Below are 17,533 nucleotides of genomic sequence, written 5' to 3' on the forward strand. Positions count from 1 at the left end.
ATTGAAGTCCAATGTTGAAAGTACAAAGTGATTTAATGACAAATAGAATTCAGGGCCGTGGAATGAAATTTATTGGTGCTCATGTATCGGCCTCTGGCGGCGTTGACCAAGCCCCATTGAGAGCGAGAGAAATTGGAGCAAATGCATTTGCTTTATTCACTAAAAACCAGCGCCAGTGGGTTGCTAAACCGCTCGAAGAGGCAACCATTCGCGCTTTTAAGGCTAACTGCCACATGCTTGGTTTTAAAAGTGAACACATTTTGCCGCATGATTCATACCTTATTAATCTGGGCGCGCCAGAAGCCGATAAGCTTGCTAAGTCACGCGAAGCTTTTATTGATGAAATGCAACGTTGCCAGCAACTGGGGCTGACGCTTCTGAATTTTCATCCGGGTAGTCACCTTAAACAAGTCTCAGAAAGTGAATGTCTTGCGACGATTGCAGAATCGATAAACCTTGCACATCAAGCCGTGCCTGAGGTCGTTGCTGTGATTGAAAACACCGCAGGGCAGGGGACGAATCTAGGCTGGCGTTTCGAACATTTAGCCGAAATTATCCAGCAAGTTGAGGATAAATCGCGAGTAGGTGTGTGCCTTGACACGTGTCATACTTTTACTGCAGGTTATGATTTGCGCACAGTTGAGGCGTGCGAGGCAACCTTTTCAGAGTTTGATAGCGTGGTGGGAATGCACTACTTACGTGCAATGCACATCAACGACTCAAAGGCAAAGTTTGCCAGCCGTGTTGACCGCCATCATTCTCTAGGGCAAGGCGAAATTGGTTGGCCATGCTTTGAATTTATTGCCAAAGATGCAAGGTTTGATGGTATCCCATTGATTTTAGAAACAATCGATCCAGACATTTGGGCCCAAGAAATTCAAACATTAAGAGCTCTACACGCACAATCGGTAGATTCAGTAGCATCTTAAATAAGTTGGCATCTTTCTTTCATAAAGACAAAGGCATAGCCGCGTCAAAATGAAGGAGGATGTCACTATGTTTCATATGATCTCACGTTCACCATCAATAGCTCGACCACCAGTCCGATTGCCTATACCTAACCGACATGTGAACGGTCAAGGGCATACTCGAACGCCACAACAATCACATTAACTGGCAAAAGCTCTGTGACATTGACTCATGCAGTGGTGGCTTTTTATGGTTACAATGCTGTAATTAGTTAATTTGCAGAGCGTTGTTATGACTCAATCATTGACTTGGCACGATGTTATCGGCCATGAAAAACAGCAGGAGTATTTTCAACAGACGATAGCGTTTGTTGAAAAGGAAAGGCTGGCGGGGAAAGTGATTTATCCACCTGCTGCTGACGTGTTTAATGCGTTTCGTTTTACCGAATTTGGCGATGTTAAGGTTGTGATTTTAGGGCAAGATCCTTATCACGGGCCAAATCAGGCTCATGGGTTATGTTTTTCGGTGTTACCCGGCGTTAAAACCCCACCTTCACTGGTGAATATCTACAAAGAGCTGGTGCAAGATATCCCCGGTTTTGTGACTCCTCAGCACGGTTACCTAAAAAGTTGGGCCGAGCAAGGGGTACTATTGCTCAATACCGTATTGACCGTTGAACAAGGTATGGCGCATTCGCACGCTAATACTGGTTGGGAAACCTTTACCGACCGGGTGATTGAGGCGGTAAATCAGCAGCGTGAAGGTGTTGTCTTCCTGTTGTGGGGTTCACACGCGCAGAAGAAAGGCAGCATGATTGATCGCAGTAAACATCATGTATTAGTAGCACCGCATCCTTCTCCTCTTTCTGCGCATCGAGGCTTTTTGGGCTGTAAACATTTTTCAAAGACTAATCAATTGCTTATTGAGCAGGGGAAAGCGCCTGTGAATTGGCAACCCGTATTGGATAAGTGATTAATTGATGTTTTTTCGAGCAGGGTCAAAACAAGCACGCTGAAGCTTTTATACACTTATCTAAAATAAGTGTAATGGAGAAGCACAATGATGATTGAAAGGATCCGTAGAGAACACGGGTATATGGCGCGTTTGCTTGCCATTTTGCGAGATAAACAACGGCAATTGAGTAATGAACAAAGTATCAACTACTCTTTAGTGAGAGAGATTATTGACTACTTGGCGACGCATTCAGAGTCAGTACACCACCCCAAAGAAGATATTCTCTATCACTATTATATTGATCATTATGGTCAACATAATGATATTCAAAATTTAGCGAGAGAACATGTAGAACTTTCTGAGAAAACTCATACTTTTCTAGAGATTGTCGATATGATTTTGCAAGATGCAGTTGTACCACAGCACGTGTTCATCGAGCAGCTTGATGCATTTATTTCTTCCCAGAAGCGTCATCTGGAGTTAGAAGAACAATCGGTTTTACCTTTGATCAGCCGCACCTTTAATGTGACTGATTGGCAAGCGGTGGAGGCGAGCTGGCAACAATCCGAAGATGATCCAGTATTTGGTGAGACAATTGCGGAGCAGTACCAACAATTAGCTCACCGAGTTCGACAAACCGCACAAGAGTGCCAGTAATCTCTGCTGATTCAGTTAAACAAAAAGGCACTGTTGAAGTGCCTTTTTACTCAGAGTTTTATTTGATCAGCCTCGAAGCAGACATCCATCTCCATCAATTCTCTTTGTAACCGTTTTTGATCCTGAATCGCTTCAATTTCTCGCCACATTCTTTTGACTGGTTTAGTGCGACTAGAGCGGAGTTTTGTGATTTCCATTTCCAACATTTCGTCAAATTGCAAGCTTTCCATAAGCAACCTCTTGTTGTTGTTATTACGCCATGTCGTGCTCTCTAGATAGCACAGTTTTCGCTAGCCTAGCTATGATTTGTTTCTCATTTGTTTCCTTTTGATGAACCTTTTATTGGATTTTGACCAGAATTTCACAGTTTCAGTGGGATTCTTTAGTACAAAAAGGGAGCGGTTAAGCGACGCAAACGATTTTATTTGCATTTTGAAATGTTAAATAAATGTTGTTTTGAAAATTTACAATTGCCTGGTTGGTTGTTTTATGACCATTCAATAAAAAATTATCATAAATTTATGCAAGATTTAGTGGTGAAACTGATTAGCCCTTTATTCTCAAGGGGTGAGATTAAGTGAGTGCAACTGGGTTTTTATGGTTGTTTTTTATCTTTCAATGTTTCCAGTTTGGGTTGTTTTGGTTGCTAATTTGTTTCTGTGTTGGTTTGTTAAATGTTAATCAAAGGTGATTTTATAGTGAAAAATAACATTTTAACTAAACTTGTTGCATATTGATTTTTGTTCTTTCAGGTTGCATTATCCGCCCGTCAAAAATACGTTGCCCCTTCAAAAGTTGAGACTCCTCACTTTTTGGACGAATAAAATGCATTGCATAATATCGATAAAAACATGCTGGTTAGAACGTTGACTCGCAGCATGTGCATTTTTTCGTGAAGCTTTTCGCTTAGGTCAGCGCTATCACTCTATGAGAGGTTCTTGTGACAGACTTAATCAATTTAATGAATGATTTACTTTGGGGATCCATCCTTGTTTATCTTTTAGTCGGTGTTGGTGTGTACTTCACCGTTCGCCTAGGATTCATTCAATTTCGCCATTTCGGCCACATGTTTAGTGTGTTGAAAAACAGCCGCAAAGCAGATAAAGCCGGTATTTCTTCTTTCCAAGCACTTTGTACTAGCCTTGCTGCGCGTGTTGGTACGGGAAACATGGCCGGTGTAGCCGTTGCTTTAACGGCGGGTGGTCCCGGCGCGATTTTCTGGATGTGGTTGATTGCTATGCTTGGTATGGCGACTTCATTTGCTGAAAGCACGTTGGCTCAGCTATACAAAACCCGTGACAAAGATGGTAACTACCGCGGTGGCCCTGCGTACTATATGGAAAAAGGCCTTGGTATGCGTTGGATGGGTGTGCTGTTTTCCATTTTCCTGATTATTGCTTTTGGCCTAGTATTCAATGCCGTTCAAGCTAACTCAATTGCAGGAGCTATGAAAAATGCTTTTGGATTTGATCCGCTGTATGTCGGTATCTTCATCGTTGCCATTTCGGCTTTCGTCATTTTTGGTGGTATCCGTAAAATTGCGCGTACCGCTGAGTTGATTGTACCTTTCATGGCATTAGCTTACTTAGCGATTGCGATGTTTGTCATGGTCACTAATATAGAAAAGCTACCAGCCGTATTAAGCCTTATTTTCAAAAGTGCATTTGGCCTTCAAGAAGCGGCCGCAGGCGGTTTAGGTTACGCGATTGCTCAAGCTATGATTAACGGCATCAAACGCGGTCTGTTTTCCAATGAAGCGGGTATGGGTTCAGCACCTAATGCAGCGGCTTCTGCAACGCCTTATCCGCCGCATCCTGCTTCTCAAGGTTACGTGCAAATGTTGGGTGTTTTTATTGATACGATTGTGATCTGTTCAGCAACCGTCGCCATTATTTTGATGTCGGGTGAATATGTACCGCACGGTGAAATTACCGGTATCGAGCTGACTCAGCGCGCATTAAGCTCACAAGTGGGCAGTTGGGGTGGGATTTTTGTTGCTTTTGCGATTTTCTTCTTCGCCTTTACTTCAATTATTGCCAACTACTCTTATGCCGAAACGAACCTGATTTTCTTAGAGCACAACAATAAGAAAGGGTTAACGTTGTTCCGTATTGTTTTCCTTGCCATGGTGATGTTTGGTTCATTGGCGACCTTGCCTACCGTATGGGCAATGGCGGATGTCTCGATGGGGTTAATGGCGATTGTTAACTTGGTGGCGATCATTCTGCTCTCTGGCATTGTGATTAAGCTCGCGAAAGATTATAACCGTCAGCTAGCCGCGGGTAAGGTTCCCACCTTCGATGCTAATGATTACCCTGAGTTAAAATCTCAGTTGGAAGATGGCATTTGGTACAACAACAAATAGCCTGTTATCGTTACTGACGATTAAATAGATTGAAAAAGCCATGCAGACACCGCATGGCTTTTTTTGTACTCTGTGAGTCATAAAATAAGAATAGAAAGGAAAGAATATCATGCTCATTGTTGTTTCCCCAGCCAAGACGTTAGATTACGAATCCCCGTTGGTGACAAGCAAATATACTCAGCCGGAGCTTATTGACCATTCAGCTCAGTTGATCGATGTTTGCCGTCAATTGACTCCTGCCGACATCTCAGCGTTGATGAAAGTGAGCGATAAAATTGCTGGGCTCAACGTGGCTCGCTTTGCGCAGTGGAGCCCAACCTTCACGTTGGATAATGCACGTCCCGCCATTTTGGCGTTTAAAGGGGATGTTTATACAGGATTTGAAGCAGAAACATTATCGGATGCCGGATTTGAATATGCCCAACAGCATTTAAGAATGCTCTCTGGCTTGTATGGTGTATTGAAACCACTGGATCTGATGCAACCGTACCGTTTGGAGATGGGCACGAGATTGGGTAACTCGAGGGGGACTAACCTGTACCAGTTTTGGGGAGATATCATTACCGATAAACTCAATCAAGCTCTGAAAGAGCAAGGCGATGATGTGTTGATTAATCTCGCTTCCAACGAGTATTTTAAAGCGGTTAATCCGAAAAAGCTTAAGGGGAGCATCATTACTCCGGTATTTAAGGATTGTAAGAAAGGGCAATACAAAGTCATTAGCTTCTATGCTAAGAAGGCTCGAGGCATGATGGCGCGCTACATTATCGATAAACAAATCTCTTCTGTAGAGCAATTGGCTCAGTTTGACAGTGCTGGCTACTATTTTGTAGAACAGGAGTCATCAGCAACTGAGTTGGTCTTTAAACGCGAAGAGCAGTGATGTAAGAGAGGTGGTTATGTGGCAATGGTTGAAAAAGCAGGTTGCGCGTTATGATCGTTGGTGTGAGAACATGGGTTTAACACCAGATAAAAAACGTAGCTGTGTTCCTTATCGTCAAGATCCTGTTCAGAGTAAAGAACGTGAGCGAGAATAAGAAGCTGCGTTTATTTGATACGCACTGCCATCTCGATTTTTCTATCTTTGAGCGTGAGTTTGAACACCATTTACACTTAGCTCGCCAGCAGGGGGTTGAGAAAATAGTGATTCCCGCCGTTGGTCCAAGTAACTGGCAACGAGTGGCCGAGCTTGCTAACGGTTATCCTGAACTCTATTTTGCTCTCGGTTTCCATCCCTGTTTTTTATCAACCTCTTCCCCTGCGGATATCGACGAGCTTGAGCAAAAGCTACTTCAAAAACCAGCTCAATGCGTGGCTCTGGGGGAGTGTGGCTTAGATTTTGCGACTGATATTGCTCCTGCTTTGCAAGAAACAATGTTTGAAATGCAACTAGAGCTTGCGAAACGAGCCAGACTTCCATTGATATTACACAGCCGCAAAGCGCACAACCGCCTAATACAACTGTTAAAAAAGCATCAATTTAGCCAAGGTGGAGTGCTGCATGCATTTTCTGGCAGCGTTCAACAGGCAAACCAGTTTATTGAACTGGGTTTTAAGATTGGCGTGGGTGGTGTTATTACCTATCCAAGAGCGAACAAAACCCGTCTTACTATTGCGGCACTCCCCATCGAAAGTTTAGTGCTAGAAACGGATGCTCCTGATATGCCACTCAATGGTTTTCAAGGGCAAGCGAATCACCCACAAAAACTGCCGATTATCCTGCAAACGCTTGCGTTGCTGAAGAACCAATCAGAGCAAACGGTTGCTGATGTTTTGTGGAAAAACAGCCATTCTCTGTTCTTTCCGGTGTGAATAAATTCGAAATGAAATGTAGGTTTAATGATTCTAGTGTCAGTAAACATTGAACGTGCTCACATAAATGAGTGAATGGGCAGTGAATCTTATAAGAAAGTGTGAGGCTGGCATTACTTTATCTTAGTGGTGATGAGTATAATCACCCCGCTTCATGAGCTCCATTTTATAACACGCCAACAATAACCTAATAAGGAAATCATAAACTATGAGCCTGTTTATGAGCCTAGTCGGTATGGCAGTTCTGCTAGGACTTGCAGTTCTACTGTCTGATAACCGCAAAGCTATCAATCTAAGAACAGTGGGTGGCGCTTTTGCTATCCAATTTATTATCGGTGGTTTCGTTCTTTACGTACCATGGGGTCGTGATCTCCTTGCAGGTTTCTCTGCGGGTGTTCAAAACGTCATCGACTTCGGTAAAGACGGTACTGGTTTTCTATTCGGCAGCCTAGTTAACTTTTCAGTTGACGGTATTGGCTTCATCTTTGCTTTCCAAGTTCTACCTACTCTAATCTTCTTCTCGGCACTTATCTCTGTGCTTTACTACATTGGCGTTATGCAATGGGTAATTAAGATTCTAGGTGGTGGTTTACAAAAAGCACTCGGTACCTCTCGCGCGGAATCGATGTCTGCAGCAGCCAACATTTTCGTAGGTCAAACAGAAGCGCCACTCGTGGTTCGTCCGTTTGTACCTAAAATGACTCAATCTGAGCTGTTTGCAGTAATGTGTGGTGGTTTGGCTTCAGTTGCGGGTGGTGTACTTGCTGGTTACGCATCGATGGGTGTACCGCTAGAGTACCTTGTTGCGGCGTCTTTCATGGCTGCACCGGGTGGTCTACTGTTTGCAAAAATCATCAAACCAGAAACCGATACTCCAGACGAAGAACTGGGTAGCGATATGGATGGCAATGATAAACCTGCCAACGTAATCGATGCTGCTGCAGGTGGTGCTTCTGTTGGTCTGCAACTTGCGCTGAACGTAGGTGCAATGCTACTTGCCTTCGTTGGTCTAATCGCCTTAGTTAACGGTATGCTTGGTGGTGTGGGTGGTTGGTTCGGTATGCCTGAACTGACTCTAGAACTACTGCTTGGTTGGCTTTTCTCTCCATTAGCATTCCTGATTGGTGTGCCATGGGAAGAAGCAACGCTAGCGGGCTCTTTCATCGGTCAAAAACTGGTTGTAAACGAATTTGTTGCTTATCTAAACTTCGTACCTTACGTGGGTGATAACGCACAGATCGTTGCTGCTACTGGTGCGGTGATGTCTGAGAAAACTCAAGCTATCATCTCATTTGCACTGTGTGGCTTCGCCAACCTTTCTTCTGTTGCGATTCTACTCGGTGGTTTAGGTGGTCTTGCTCCTAACCGTCGTCACGATATCGCGAAGATGGGTGTAAAAGCCGTTTGTGCTGGTACACTGTCTAACTTAATGGCAGCAACCATTGCTGGCTTCTTCCTTTCTTTCTAATTAAATAAGAGAAAGAGATATAGACGCCGTTTAACATCGCCCCGTAGCAAGAGATTGCTGCGGGGCTTTTTTGTTTTGGCGAAAGGAATGCTTTGATTCACTCTTTAGTCGGGTGGTCAGTGTTTATCACCTCAAGCTCTCTTTTATAAGTTAGCTTTTAATGGATAGATCAGAGTTTATCGGTAAACGAGATTATCGTTGACGCTGATCTTTTTTGAGATACAAACCGTTTGCTCTATGAATGACGCTACAGTTTTGTAGTGAAAATCTATACTGTATCAGTGAGATTCATTTTCAATAGAAGAGTGAAGATATCAGCTAGCGCCAATCAATACATGGAGTATGATTTGACGCAAAGGCAGCCCGTTTTATCATGTCGTGTTGCTTTGATATAAATTAGATACGGGTATAAGTTACACACGGATATACGTTAGACACGGCGATGAGTGCAAATAAGTGGCATATCATGGTTGTGCCATAGGCCAAATTGGTACTGTGCGGTGACAGGGATAGCAATTGAAATGCAAGTGCATTTCGAGTCTTCAAGGAACCAAGTCCGTTCATTTGTGGCTAGCAAGCAATCTCGCTCTCAACACTGAGCGTGGTTTACTAGTGAACTATTTGAATATATTGATCGGAGATAGAAATGAGCGATTTAAAAGCAGCCGCACTACGTGCACTGAAATTGATGGATTTGACTACGCTAAACGATGATGACACGGATACGAAAGTGATTGCCCTTTGTCATGATGCCAAAACGGCTGTAGGTAATACCGCTGCAATTTGTATTTACCCTCGCTTTATTCCTATTGCGAAGAAGACACTTCGTGAGCAAGGCACGCCAGAGATTCGTATCGCAACCGTTACCAACTTCCCACACGGTAATGATGATATTGAGATTGCCGTTGCTGAAACTAAAGCCGCTGTTGCGTACGGTGCTGATGAAGTCGACGTTGTGTTCCCTTACCGCGCATTAATCGCCGGTAATGAGCAAGTCGGTTTTGATCTTGTTAAGCAATGTAAAGCCGCGTGTGGTGACATTCTGCTTAAAGTGATCATCGAAACTGGTGAGCTAAAAGAAGAAGCATTAATCAAAAAAGCGTCTCAAATCTGTATTGAAGCGGGTGCTGATTTCATCAAAACCTCAACGGGCAAAGTCCCTGTGAATGCAACACCAGAATACGCACGCATGATGCTAGAAGTGATTCGCGATATGGGCGTTGCCAAAACTGTAGGCTTTAAACCCGCGGGCGGTGTACGCACAGCGCAAGATGCTGCATTGTATCTCGCGATGGCTGATGAGCTACTTGGCGCAGATTGGGCCGACAGCATGCACTACCGTTTTGGGGCTTCAAGCCTGCTAACCAATCTTTTGAATACATTAGAAGTAACAGACCAAAAAGCCGATCCAGCTGCGTATTAATTATGCGCTGAAGTAGGACTGATAATAATAAGTCTGACTCGTGGAGCTGAGCCATCAGCTCCCGATTACCTCTTTACCTTACTGACCAAAGCATCATGCTTGGGAGGCAACTAATGTATTCAACTCAAACTTTTTTACCTCAAGAAATCATTCGCAAAAAGCGTGACGGCGAGATCCTCACCACCGAAGAAATTAACTTTTTTATTCAAGGTGTGGCGAATAATACCGTCTCCGAAGGCCAAATTGCGGCCTTTGCCATGACGATTTTCTTCAATGAAATGACTATGCCAGAGCGCATTGCACTGACGTGCGCCATGCGTGATTCTGGGATGGTGATCAACTGGGATGCGATGAACTTCGGTGGTCCTATCGTTGATAAACACTCAACTGGCGGCGTAGGCGATGTTACTTCGCTGATGCTTGGCCCCATGGTCGCAGCATGCGGCGGTTTTGTTCCTATGATTTCAGGGCGCGGCCTTGGTCATACGGGCGGCACGCTGGATAAATTGGAGTCGATTCCCGGTTATAACATCACGCCAAGTAATGACGTATTTGGTCAAGTAACCAAAGAAGCGGGCGTTGCTATCATCGGCCAAACAGGTGATCTCGCGCCAGCGGATAAACGCGTATACGCCACACGTGACATTACCGCAACGGTCGACAACATTTCACTCATCACCGCCTCGATTCTTTCTAAAAAATTAGCCGCTGGGTTAGATTCCTTGGTGATGGATGTCAAAGTCGGTTCTGGCGCATTTATGCCGACTTACGAAGCTTCTGAAGAGTTGGCTAAATCTATCGTCGCAGTGGCTAACGGCGCAGGTACGAAAACCACGGCTATTTTAACGGATATGAACCAAGTGCTGGCCTCTTCGGCAGGTAATGCCCTTGAAGTGCGTGAAGCGGTACGCTTTTTAACTGGTGAATATCGCAACCCTCGCTTACTGGAAATTACCTTGGCCTCTTGCGTTGAGATGTTGTTGTTAGGCAATTTAGCAAAAGACAGCAATGATGCTCGTGTGAAACTGATGGCCGTTCTTAATAACGGAAAAGCGGCTGAATGCTTTGGCAAAATGGTCAAAGGGTTAGGCGGCCCCGCTGATTTTGTTGAAAATTACGATCACTATCTTGAAAAAACCGAGCTGGTTAAGCCCGTTTACGCTCTAGAAAGTGGCGTCGTATCGGCAATGGATACTCGCGCGATTGGCATGGCCGTGGTGGAGATGGGCGGTGGACGCCGCGTCGCAACTGACACTATTGATTACGCGGTTGGGTTTGACCAATTTATTCGCCTAGGTGACGTTGCCGATAGCAGCAAGCCGTTGGCGGTGATCCATGCGCGTAATGAAGCGCAATGGCAACAAGCGGCCAAAGCATTACAAAGCGCCATTCAAATTGGCGGAGAATACACACCAACACCCGATGTCTACGGCCAAATTCGCGCAGAAGACGTATAAAAATATCGGTTGGAGAGAGCAATGAAAAGAGCATTTATTTTAGTATTAGATTCATTTGGTATCGGCGAAACCGCTGATGCACCACAATTTGGTGATGTTGGCGCTGACACTTTGGGCCACATCGCAGACCAATGTGCTAAAGGCGAAGCGAATAACGCGGATCGCCAGGGCCCATTGACGCTGCCAAACTTATCGAAACTGGGGCTTGCCATGGCGCATAAAGAGTCAACGGGGCGTTTTGCTCCGGGGCTTGATGCCAACGCTGATATTATCGGTGCGTACGGCCACGCCGCTGAGCTTTCATCAGGTAAAGATACTCCTTCGGGTCACTGGGAAATTGCTGGTGTTCCTGTGCTGTTTGAATGGGGTTATTTCAGCGATAAGCAAAATAGTTTCCCGAAAGAGCTGACAGATCGCATTATTGAACGCGCAGGTTTGGATGGTTTTCTTGGTAACTGCCATGCATCAGGCACTCAGGTTTTAGATGATTTGGGTGAAGAGCACATGAAAACGGGTAAACCGATTTTCTATACCTCAGCTGACTCAGTGTTCCAAATAGCTTGTCACGAAGAGACGTTTGGTCTTGATCGTTTGTTAGAACTTTGCCAGATCGCACGTGAAGAATTGGCGGATTACAACATTGGCCGCGTGATTGCGCGCCCGTTCATTGGCCCGAAAGCGGGAGAATTTGCTCGTACTGGCAACCGTCGTGATTTATCTGTTGAGCCGCCAGCGGCGACCGTGCTGCAAAAATTGGTTGATGAGAAGCAAGGTAACGTGGTTTCTATTGGTAAAATTGCTGATATTTACGCCTACTGCGGCATCACTCATAAAGTCAAAGCGACAGGCATCCCGGCTTTATTTGATGCAACACTAGAACAAATCAAACAAGCGAAAGATAACACCATCGTCTTCACTAACTTCGTTGATTTTGATTCCGCTTATGGTCATCGCCGTGATGTAGCGGGCTACGCTGCGGCACTGGAGTACTTTGACAAGCGTCTGCCACAAGTGCTTGAGTTAATGGAAGAGGACGATGTGCTTATTCTTACAGCGGACCATGGTTGCGATCCAACTTGGCCGGGTACGGATCATACGCGCGAGCACATTCCAGTCTTGATTTATGGGCATAAAGTGGCCCCCGGTTCATTGGGCCGCCGTGAGACGTTTGCTGATATTGGTCAGTCACTGGCGCACTATTTCGGTACGTCTGCGATGGATTACGGCACCAATTTCTTACAGTAAGCGTAGCGATTCATTTTTTGAGGATGAATAGAGAGATCACTCTCTATTCTTTGGTCAATTTAGATAAAGGATACTTTTAATGGCAACTCCACATATTAATGCTGAAATGGGTGCATTTGCAGACGTCGTTTTAATGCCGGGTGACCCACTTCGCGCAAAATACATCGCAGAAACTTTCCTTGATGATGTGGTTCAAGTGTGTGATGTCCGTAACATGTTTGGTTATACAGGGACGTACAAAGGTCGTAAAATTTCGGTAATGGGCCATGGCATGGGGATCCCTTCATGCTCAATTTACGTGACGGAACTTATCAAAGATTTTGGCGTGAAAAAAGTGATCCGTGTCGGAAGCTGTGGTGCGGTCAGCGACGATATCAAAGTGCGTGATGTTGTGATTGGTATGGGGGCTTGTACCGATTCCAAAGTTAACCGCATCCGTTTTAAAGACCACGACTTTGCTGCGATTGCCGATTACAAAATGGTTAAAGCCGCAGAAGAGGCGGCTACGGCGCGTGGTATTAACGTGAAAGTGGGTAACTTGTTCTCCGCAGAGCTTTTCTACACGCCAGATCCAGAGATGTTCGATGTGATGGATAAATACGGCATTGTTGGTGTAGAAATGGAAGCGGCAGGAATCTACGGCGTAGCGGCGGAATATGGCGCAAAAGCACTGACGATTTGCACTGTGTCTGATCACATCAAAACTGGCGAGCAAACGACTTCAGAAGAGCGTCAAAACACTTTCAATGAAATGATTGAAATTGCGTTAGATTCAGTATTGATTGGCGACGCTCAATAATCTTCTTTTATAAAAAACCTCAGTGTCGCAACTGAGGTTTTTTTTATTTACAAAGCCTGCTAAGTCATATCATCCACATTCTGTAGCAGCAGGTTCTCACCACCACTCTTCGGTTTTCGACGCAGTAGTAGCAGTGTGAGCAATACACCGCTGACAAAGCTGGTTAGCAGCATGAGATACATGTAGCGATCACTTTTACGATAGTGGTGATCTGAAATCGCCGTGACGCGGCCAGTTTCAAAAGTAATGCGGATAAAACCAATGATACTGCTTTCATGATAGACAGGCTCAACCAGTTGCTGACGGCCAATGCTGGCCGTGCGCAGTGGTGTATCCAATCCTAATACTTCGCGTACGCTTAACGCGTTATCGCTGGCGGCTAATTTAACCCCTTCGGAATCATAAATGGTGGCATCAAACACCAGTTTGTCTTGAGCTAACTGGTTGGTAAGGGCTAGCAGGCGCTCTTGATCTTGCTCTGATATCATGCTGCCCGCAGATAATGATGCCTGTGAAATCAAAACCTTAGTTAATGTTTCTAGTTGGTTGGCCTGAATTCGTTCGTTACCTTTACTGATCACAACGCTGTTTTTTACGGTAAAGAAGAACATGCCTGCTAATAAAATGACGGTAAGCACACGAATTGCGACGCGAAATGAAAATAAAGAGCCGTCCATAACCCACCTGATTGGATAAATAAAAACTTTACTCATATTGAGACTTGCGTTTTTAAATTGCAATAGGGTAACGTCAGGGGCATACACCCATTTATTGATACTCGAGCATTGAATCGAGTTGATCCCATTTTGCTTGTGGTGCGTTTAAGCAGGCTGAAGGAAAAGGATTGATTAAGGAATGATAAACATGGATGCCCTCAAAACATTGCCGATCAAAAGGCACACAACGCTGCTCAACCGCTTGCCTGAAACTCGTTTCTCTTCACAATTTGACAAAGCAAAAGCAAGTTGGATTGTTTTTGCACCTTATCTCTCCACTCAACACTTTGATGATATTGACTTTTTTACCGGTTACTACAACGCTGTCCTCGATATGTGGAAAGTGGGGCATTATGAAGTGGCGCTGATGTCAGGTGAGCTGACGACAGAGCACGAGAAAATTTTACAAGGGCTCGAAATTGATTATGCCCGTTTGTGTGAAGTACCAGACCTTTCTAAACCGGGTTTGATTGTGATGGATATGGACTCCACGGCGATTCAAATTGAATGCATTGATGAGATAGCTAAGTTAGCGGGTGTCGGAGAGGAGGTAGCCGAAGTTACTGAGCGAGCGATGCAAGGTGAATTGGATTTTGAGCAAAGCTTGCGTCAGCGGGTTGGCAAACTTGCTGGTGCCGATGAGTCGATTCTTGAAGCGGTTCGCTCTACATTACCCATGATGCCCGATTTACGTGAACTGGTGGCGACACTGCATGCATTGGGGTGGAAAACGGTGATTGCATCCGGTGGCTTTACCTATTTTTCAGATTATTTAAAAAGCGAACTGCAACTTGATCATGCGCAATCCAATACGTTGGAAATTGTTGATGGCAAGCTTACTGGTCAAGTGCTAGGTGATGTCGTTTCGGCACAAACCAAAGCCGATATTTTGGTTGAGTTAGCACAACGTTATGAGATTGAATTGCACAATACTGTCGCGGTTGGCGATGGGGCGAATGATTTAGTTATGATGGCTGCCGCGGGGTTAGGCGTTGCTTATCATGCTAAACCTAAAGTTGAAGAAAAAGCACAAGCGGCGGTCCGTTTTGCAGGCCTTGGCGGCGTGCTCTGTATTCTCTCTGCCTCATTGGTGAAGCAGCAAAAACTCAGTTGGAAAGTGAAGCCTTAAGTAAAGCTCAACAGCAAGAGATAAGAGAGTGAGCGATGCCCACTCTCTCTTTTACAAAAGTCAGTCGCTTTTACAAGGTCAGCTCTAAGCGGATCAATACTTCTTCTGTAATATCGATCACCTCTCCATAACCAATGATTGAGGTGATCTCTTTTTCTAGCGTACGAGCGTGATGAAGACTAATTTGTGCCAACTCATTGAGATCACTGCGCAGCAGCGTAGTGATTGGGTCAAAGACGGGTGCACTGCAAATCCTCAAGATGTAAATTTCACCCATGTGCTGCGCTTTTTGAATGAAATCAATACGCTCTTTAGTGTTTTCAAAATCACTTAATAATTTCGATTGGATTGATTGAATACGCGTGCCAAATTTGATTGCCGCAATATAAACGTCGTGATATTGCGGTATCGCTCCTTCAATGCGCCGCATCGGTTTAGCCAGTAGAGTATTGGTGTGACCTTTGAATATTGGCTCTAACGTGATGCGATTTTCTTGGCCTAATTTAGCCAGTAACACAAGATGAGGCGGCAAGGGATAATTCACGCCAATCACTTTAGGGCGTAAATTTGCACCGTGTTTATCAACGAAAATTGGCGAACTTATCATCTTATCAAGCAAAATGTTGTGCAACCCTTCCAGCAAGTTATGACTTGGTAGCACTTCTTCTTTCTGTAACAACTTATCTTGATTGTTTTCAATAATGCTATTGAAAAAAGCGATTGTTTTGATGGTATGTATATTTTCTTCTATCACCAATTGTAGACGCCGACCTTCGGGCCCAATTCGAATGACATTATAGGGAAGGCTATGCAGTGGCAGCTTTTTGTCGTAAAGCTGTAATTCGTGGTAATTGATGGTGACGTTATCGCCTGCTTTCACGGGCAGTGGTGTATCAACAATAATACTTAAACCACGTTTAGATAAATCAACCGTATGGCCAGTCGCATTTACTCCAGAGTCTGAGGTGATGGTTAGCGGTGTCTTGAACTGGTAACGAGGCTCTTTTCTACGCGAGCGAGCATCAAAATAAATACCTGTAGGTTGACCAATGATCTGCCTTGGATGACGAAATTTATTGAGTTCGCTATTGGGTAAATTGGGTTTGTCAGTCAATAGGTAATCTTTTGCCGAATCCTCATCGCCAATTTCTTGTAAAACGCCACAGTGGGTTAAGTGGCTTGAGCGATCTGACAATTCATGGGCATGAACCGCAAGTTCTTGACGCTCTTCATCCGAGAGTTCAAAGACAAATAAGCGAAACGCTTTCCAACTTTGTCGACGAGCGCCAACATGCCAAAACATTTTTCTTTGTTCACGGTTAGCCTCGGGCATCATCATTGAAAAAAAGAGCGTTTTTTCCTGATGTTCATGCTTAAAAGCATAAAGCACATTATTGCTACCTCGCATCCCCGGCTTGGTTAACTGTTCCATCCGCTCTTTATTGAATAACGAACCGAGTGCTTGTTGATTACGCTCGTCGTGCCAGTATTGCCAGATCGGTTGGTTATTTTCAGTCAGCAGCACCAACTTCAATTCACTGCCACTAAAAAACACTGGTAAGTTACAGGTGTGTTTTAAATAGGTGTGCTCGTAACCACGGGTTCGAGCTCGGATTAGTTTATCTTGGTTATCGTGGCGCGCTTTTTGAGTGTTATTTTGCAGCGATTCAGTAATCACTTTTTCGATGATGTTAGTGTCGGAAAGTTTTAGTGTACGCAGAAATTTCACGGCATCGTTATCGTAAGACTCATCAATACCTAAAATACGATATTCAATGGCGTGGTGCAGTCCAACCACTTCTGACGTTTTGTTGAGTTCGGAAAAATAGACTTTGATCACCTCACCGAGCTTGTAGTTAAAAGCGGCGGGAACTTTAAATTTTGCACCCGAAACGGATAGATCAACACTGAGGCCATTGACCAGCTGTTTACTAGGTAGGTGAATCTCAACTTGTGAGGTGACTTTTAAGCGATTTTCTTGACGCTTGAGATCATAACCAAGCTTAATTGGCTCAGCCTCAAAAAACGTACTGCCACCACCGTCTTTTTGTGGGTTTTGGGCACCACGTTGTTGCATCACACGGAAGTTGTTTGGCGTATTGTTTAATGCTTCCCATACACCTTCCGTGTACGCACCAAATTTTTTGACCCCTTTGTGATACGCGTTAAAGGCCACATCGTCGAACCAATGTTTGCGGCCATCTAATTCATATTCTCGGCATTCCCCTTGTACCCGACCTCGCAAGTCAATACTTTTAACACAAGGAGCCATGATGCGATTGAGCTCCATTTTGACCAGTAATTTTGCCGACGGTGATTCATCTTCTGTCATTTGTGAAAGAAGGTATTCAAAATCAGGTAAACGGTAAGCTGGGATCAAACGCTCTGCGATTGATAGAATTTCAGATTGCTGCATACTTTTCTGTTAGAGTGTCCGTCTCAAAGATTAATCGGCATCGTTATCATAATCTTTAGTTATCTGTTGCGAAGGTTCAACCTTTATTTAAACGTAAATCAACCTATATCACTTCATGATTACTTAACAGTTTAATCTTTAAGCTTGAAAAGTATAGGTTACCAACAAGAAACAGGAATTGTT

The 17,533-nt window shown here is 44.4% G+C and carries 16 protein-coding genes; 13 read left to right on the forward strand and 3 right to left on the reverse strand.

Annotated features, from left to right (window positions below):
* Positions 1 to 11 precede the first annotated feature (11 nt).
* The 3 genes from nfo to AACQ21_RS05690 all read left to right on the forward strand — a co-directional run bounded on the left by nfo (position 12) and on the right by AACQ21_RS05690 (position 2,520).
* The gene (nfo, locus tag AACQ21_RS05680; RefSeq protein WP_105977209.1) at positions 12 to 929 is read left to right on the forward strand and encodes a deoxyribonuclease IV; all 918 of its coding nucleotides are present in this window, start codon (positions 12 to 14) and stop codon (positions 927 to 929) included.
* Between the two features lie 271 nt (positions 930 to 1,200).
* A complete protein-coding gene (gene ung / locus AACQ21_RS05685) occupies positions 1,201 to 1,881 on the forward strand; it encodes a uracil-DNA glycosylase (protein WP_026027958.1) in 681 nt (226 codons plus the stop codon).
* 87 nt (positions 1,882 to 1,968) lie between these two features.
* Positions 1,969 to 2,520 (forward strand): hemerythrin domain-containing protein, encoded by a 552-nt coding sequence (locus AACQ21_RS05690; protein WP_105977210.1) that lies wholly within the window; start codon positions 1,969 to 1,971, stop codon positions 2,518 to 2,520.
* 50 nt (positions 2,521 to 2,570) lie between these two features.
* Here the strand turns inward: AACQ21_RS05690 and AACQ21_RS05695 are convergent, their stop codons facing one another.
* Positions 2,571 to 2,750 carry a DUF3545 family protein gene (locus AACQ21_RS05695; RefSeq protein ID WP_010318284.1) on the reverse strand — a complete coding sequence of 60 codons (180 nt, stop codon included), beginning with the start codon at positions 2,748 to 2,750 and terminating at the stop codon, positions 2,571 to 2,573.
* Between the two features lie 710 nt (positions 2,751 to 3,460).
* Here AACQ21_RS05695 and AACQ21_RS05700 point away from each other — a divergent pair.
* The 9 genes from AACQ21_RS05700 to deoD all read left to right on the forward strand — a co-directional run bounded on the left by AACQ21_RS05700 (position 3,461) and on the right by deoD (position 13,089).
* A complete protein-coding gene (locus AACQ21_RS05700; RefSeq protein WP_013856119.1) occupies positions 3,461 to 4,885 on the forward strand; it encodes an alanine/glycine:cation symporter family protein in 1,425 nt (474 codons plus the stop codon).
* A 109-nt stretch (positions 4,886 to 4,994) separates the two neighbouring features.
* Positions 4,995 to 5,768: a peroxide stress protein YaaA gene (gene yaaA / locus AACQ21_RS05705; protein ID WP_094129835.1), complete on the forward strand. Its 774-nt coding sequence runs from the start codon at positions 4,995 to 4,997 to the stop codon at positions 5,766 to 5,768.
* 16 nt (positions 5,769 to 5,784) lie between these two features.
* The gene (locus tag AACQ21_RS05710) at positions 5,785 to 5,922 is read left to right on the forward strand and encodes a DUF5363 family protein (RefSeq protein ID WP_013856121.1); all 138 of its coding nucleotides are present in this window, start codon (positions 5,785 to 5,787) and stop codon (positions 5,920 to 5,922) included.
* Positions 5,909 to 6,697 carry a TatD family hydrolase gene (locus AACQ21_RS05715; protein ID WP_105977211.1) on the forward strand — a complete coding sequence of 263 codons (789 nt, stop codon included), beginning with the start codon at positions 5,909 to 5,911 and terminating at the stop codon, positions 6,695 to 6,697. Before AACQ21_RS05710 ends, AACQ21_RS05715 begins: the two co-directional genes overlap by 14 nt.
* Positions 6,698 to 6,905: 208 nt before the next feature.
* The gene (locus AACQ21_RS05720; RefSeq protein WP_017043062.1) at positions 6,906 to 8,165 is read left to right on the forward strand and encodes a NupC/NupG family nucleoside CNT transporter; all 1,260 of its coding nucleotides are present in this window, start codon (positions 6,906 to 6,908) and stop codon (positions 8,163 to 8,165) included.
* A 646-nt stretch (positions 8,166 to 8,811) separates the two neighbouring features.
* Positions 8,812 to 9,588, forward strand: a complete 777-nt coding sequence (gene deoC / locus AACQ21_RS05725; RefSeq protein WP_105977212.1) for a deoxyribose-phosphate aldolase — start codon at positions 8,812 to 8,814, stop codon at positions 9,586 to 9,588.
* Between the two features lie 95 nt (positions 9,589 to 9,683).
* Positions 9,684 to 11,045 carry a thymidine phosphorylase gene (deoA, locus tag AACQ21_RS05730; RefSeq protein ID WP_105977213.1) on the forward strand — a complete coding sequence of 454 codons (1,362 nt, stop codon included), beginning with the start codon at positions 9,684 to 9,686 and terminating at the stop codon, positions 11,043 to 11,045.
* A gap of 21 nt (positions 11,046 to 11,066) precedes the next feature.
* Positions 11,067 to 12,290, forward strand: a complete 1,224-nt coding sequence (locus AACQ21_RS05735; RefSeq protein WP_026027379.1) for a phosphopentomutase — start codon at positions 11,067 to 11,069, stop codon at positions 12,288 to 12,290.
* A gap of 79 nt (positions 12,291 to 12,369) precedes the next feature.
* Positions 12,370 to 13,089, forward strand: coding sequence for a purine-nucleoside phosphorylase (deoD, locus tag AACQ21_RS05740; protein WP_013856127.1), 720 nt, complete (start codon positions 12,370 to 12,372; stop codon positions 13,087 to 13,089).
* A 59-nt stretch (positions 13,090 to 13,148) separates the two neighbouring features.
* Here the strand turns inward: deoD and AACQ21_RS05745 are convergent, their stop codons facing one another.
* Positions 13,149 to 13,766 carry a YtjB family periplasmic protein gene (locus AACQ21_RS05745; RefSeq protein ID WP_026027378.1) on the reverse strand — a complete coding sequence of 206 codons (618 nt, stop codon included), beginning with the start codon at positions 13,764 to 13,766 and terminating at the stop codon, positions 13,149 to 13,151.
* A 187-nt stretch (positions 13,767 to 13,953) separates the two neighbouring features.
* Between AACQ21_RS05745 and serB the strand changes: the two genes are divergently transcribed.
* Positions 13,954 to 14,934: a phosphoserine phosphatase gene (gene serB, locus AACQ21_RS05750; RefSeq protein ID WP_105977214.1), complete on the forward strand. Its 981-nt coding sequence runs from the start codon at positions 13,954 to 13,956 to the stop codon at positions 14,932 to 14,934.
* 70 nt (positions 14,935 to 15,004) lie between these two features.
* On the opposite strand, the gene AACQ21_RS05755 is transcribed toward serB, so the two are convergent.
* On the reverse strand, positions 15,005 to 17,350 hold the full coding sequence (locus AACQ21_RS05755) for a PilZ domain-containing protein (protein ID WP_105977215.1): 2,346 nt from the start codon (positions 17,348 to 17,350) through the stop codon (positions 15,005 to 15,007).
* Positions 17,351 to 17,533: the final 183 nt, after the last annotated feature.

Source organism: Vibrio sp. V01_P9A10T6 (genome assembly GCF_963877065.1).
Taxonomy (GTDB): domain Bacteria; phylum Pseudomonadota; class Gammaproteobacteria; order Enterobacterales; family Vibrionaceae; genus Vibrio; species Vibrio anguillarum.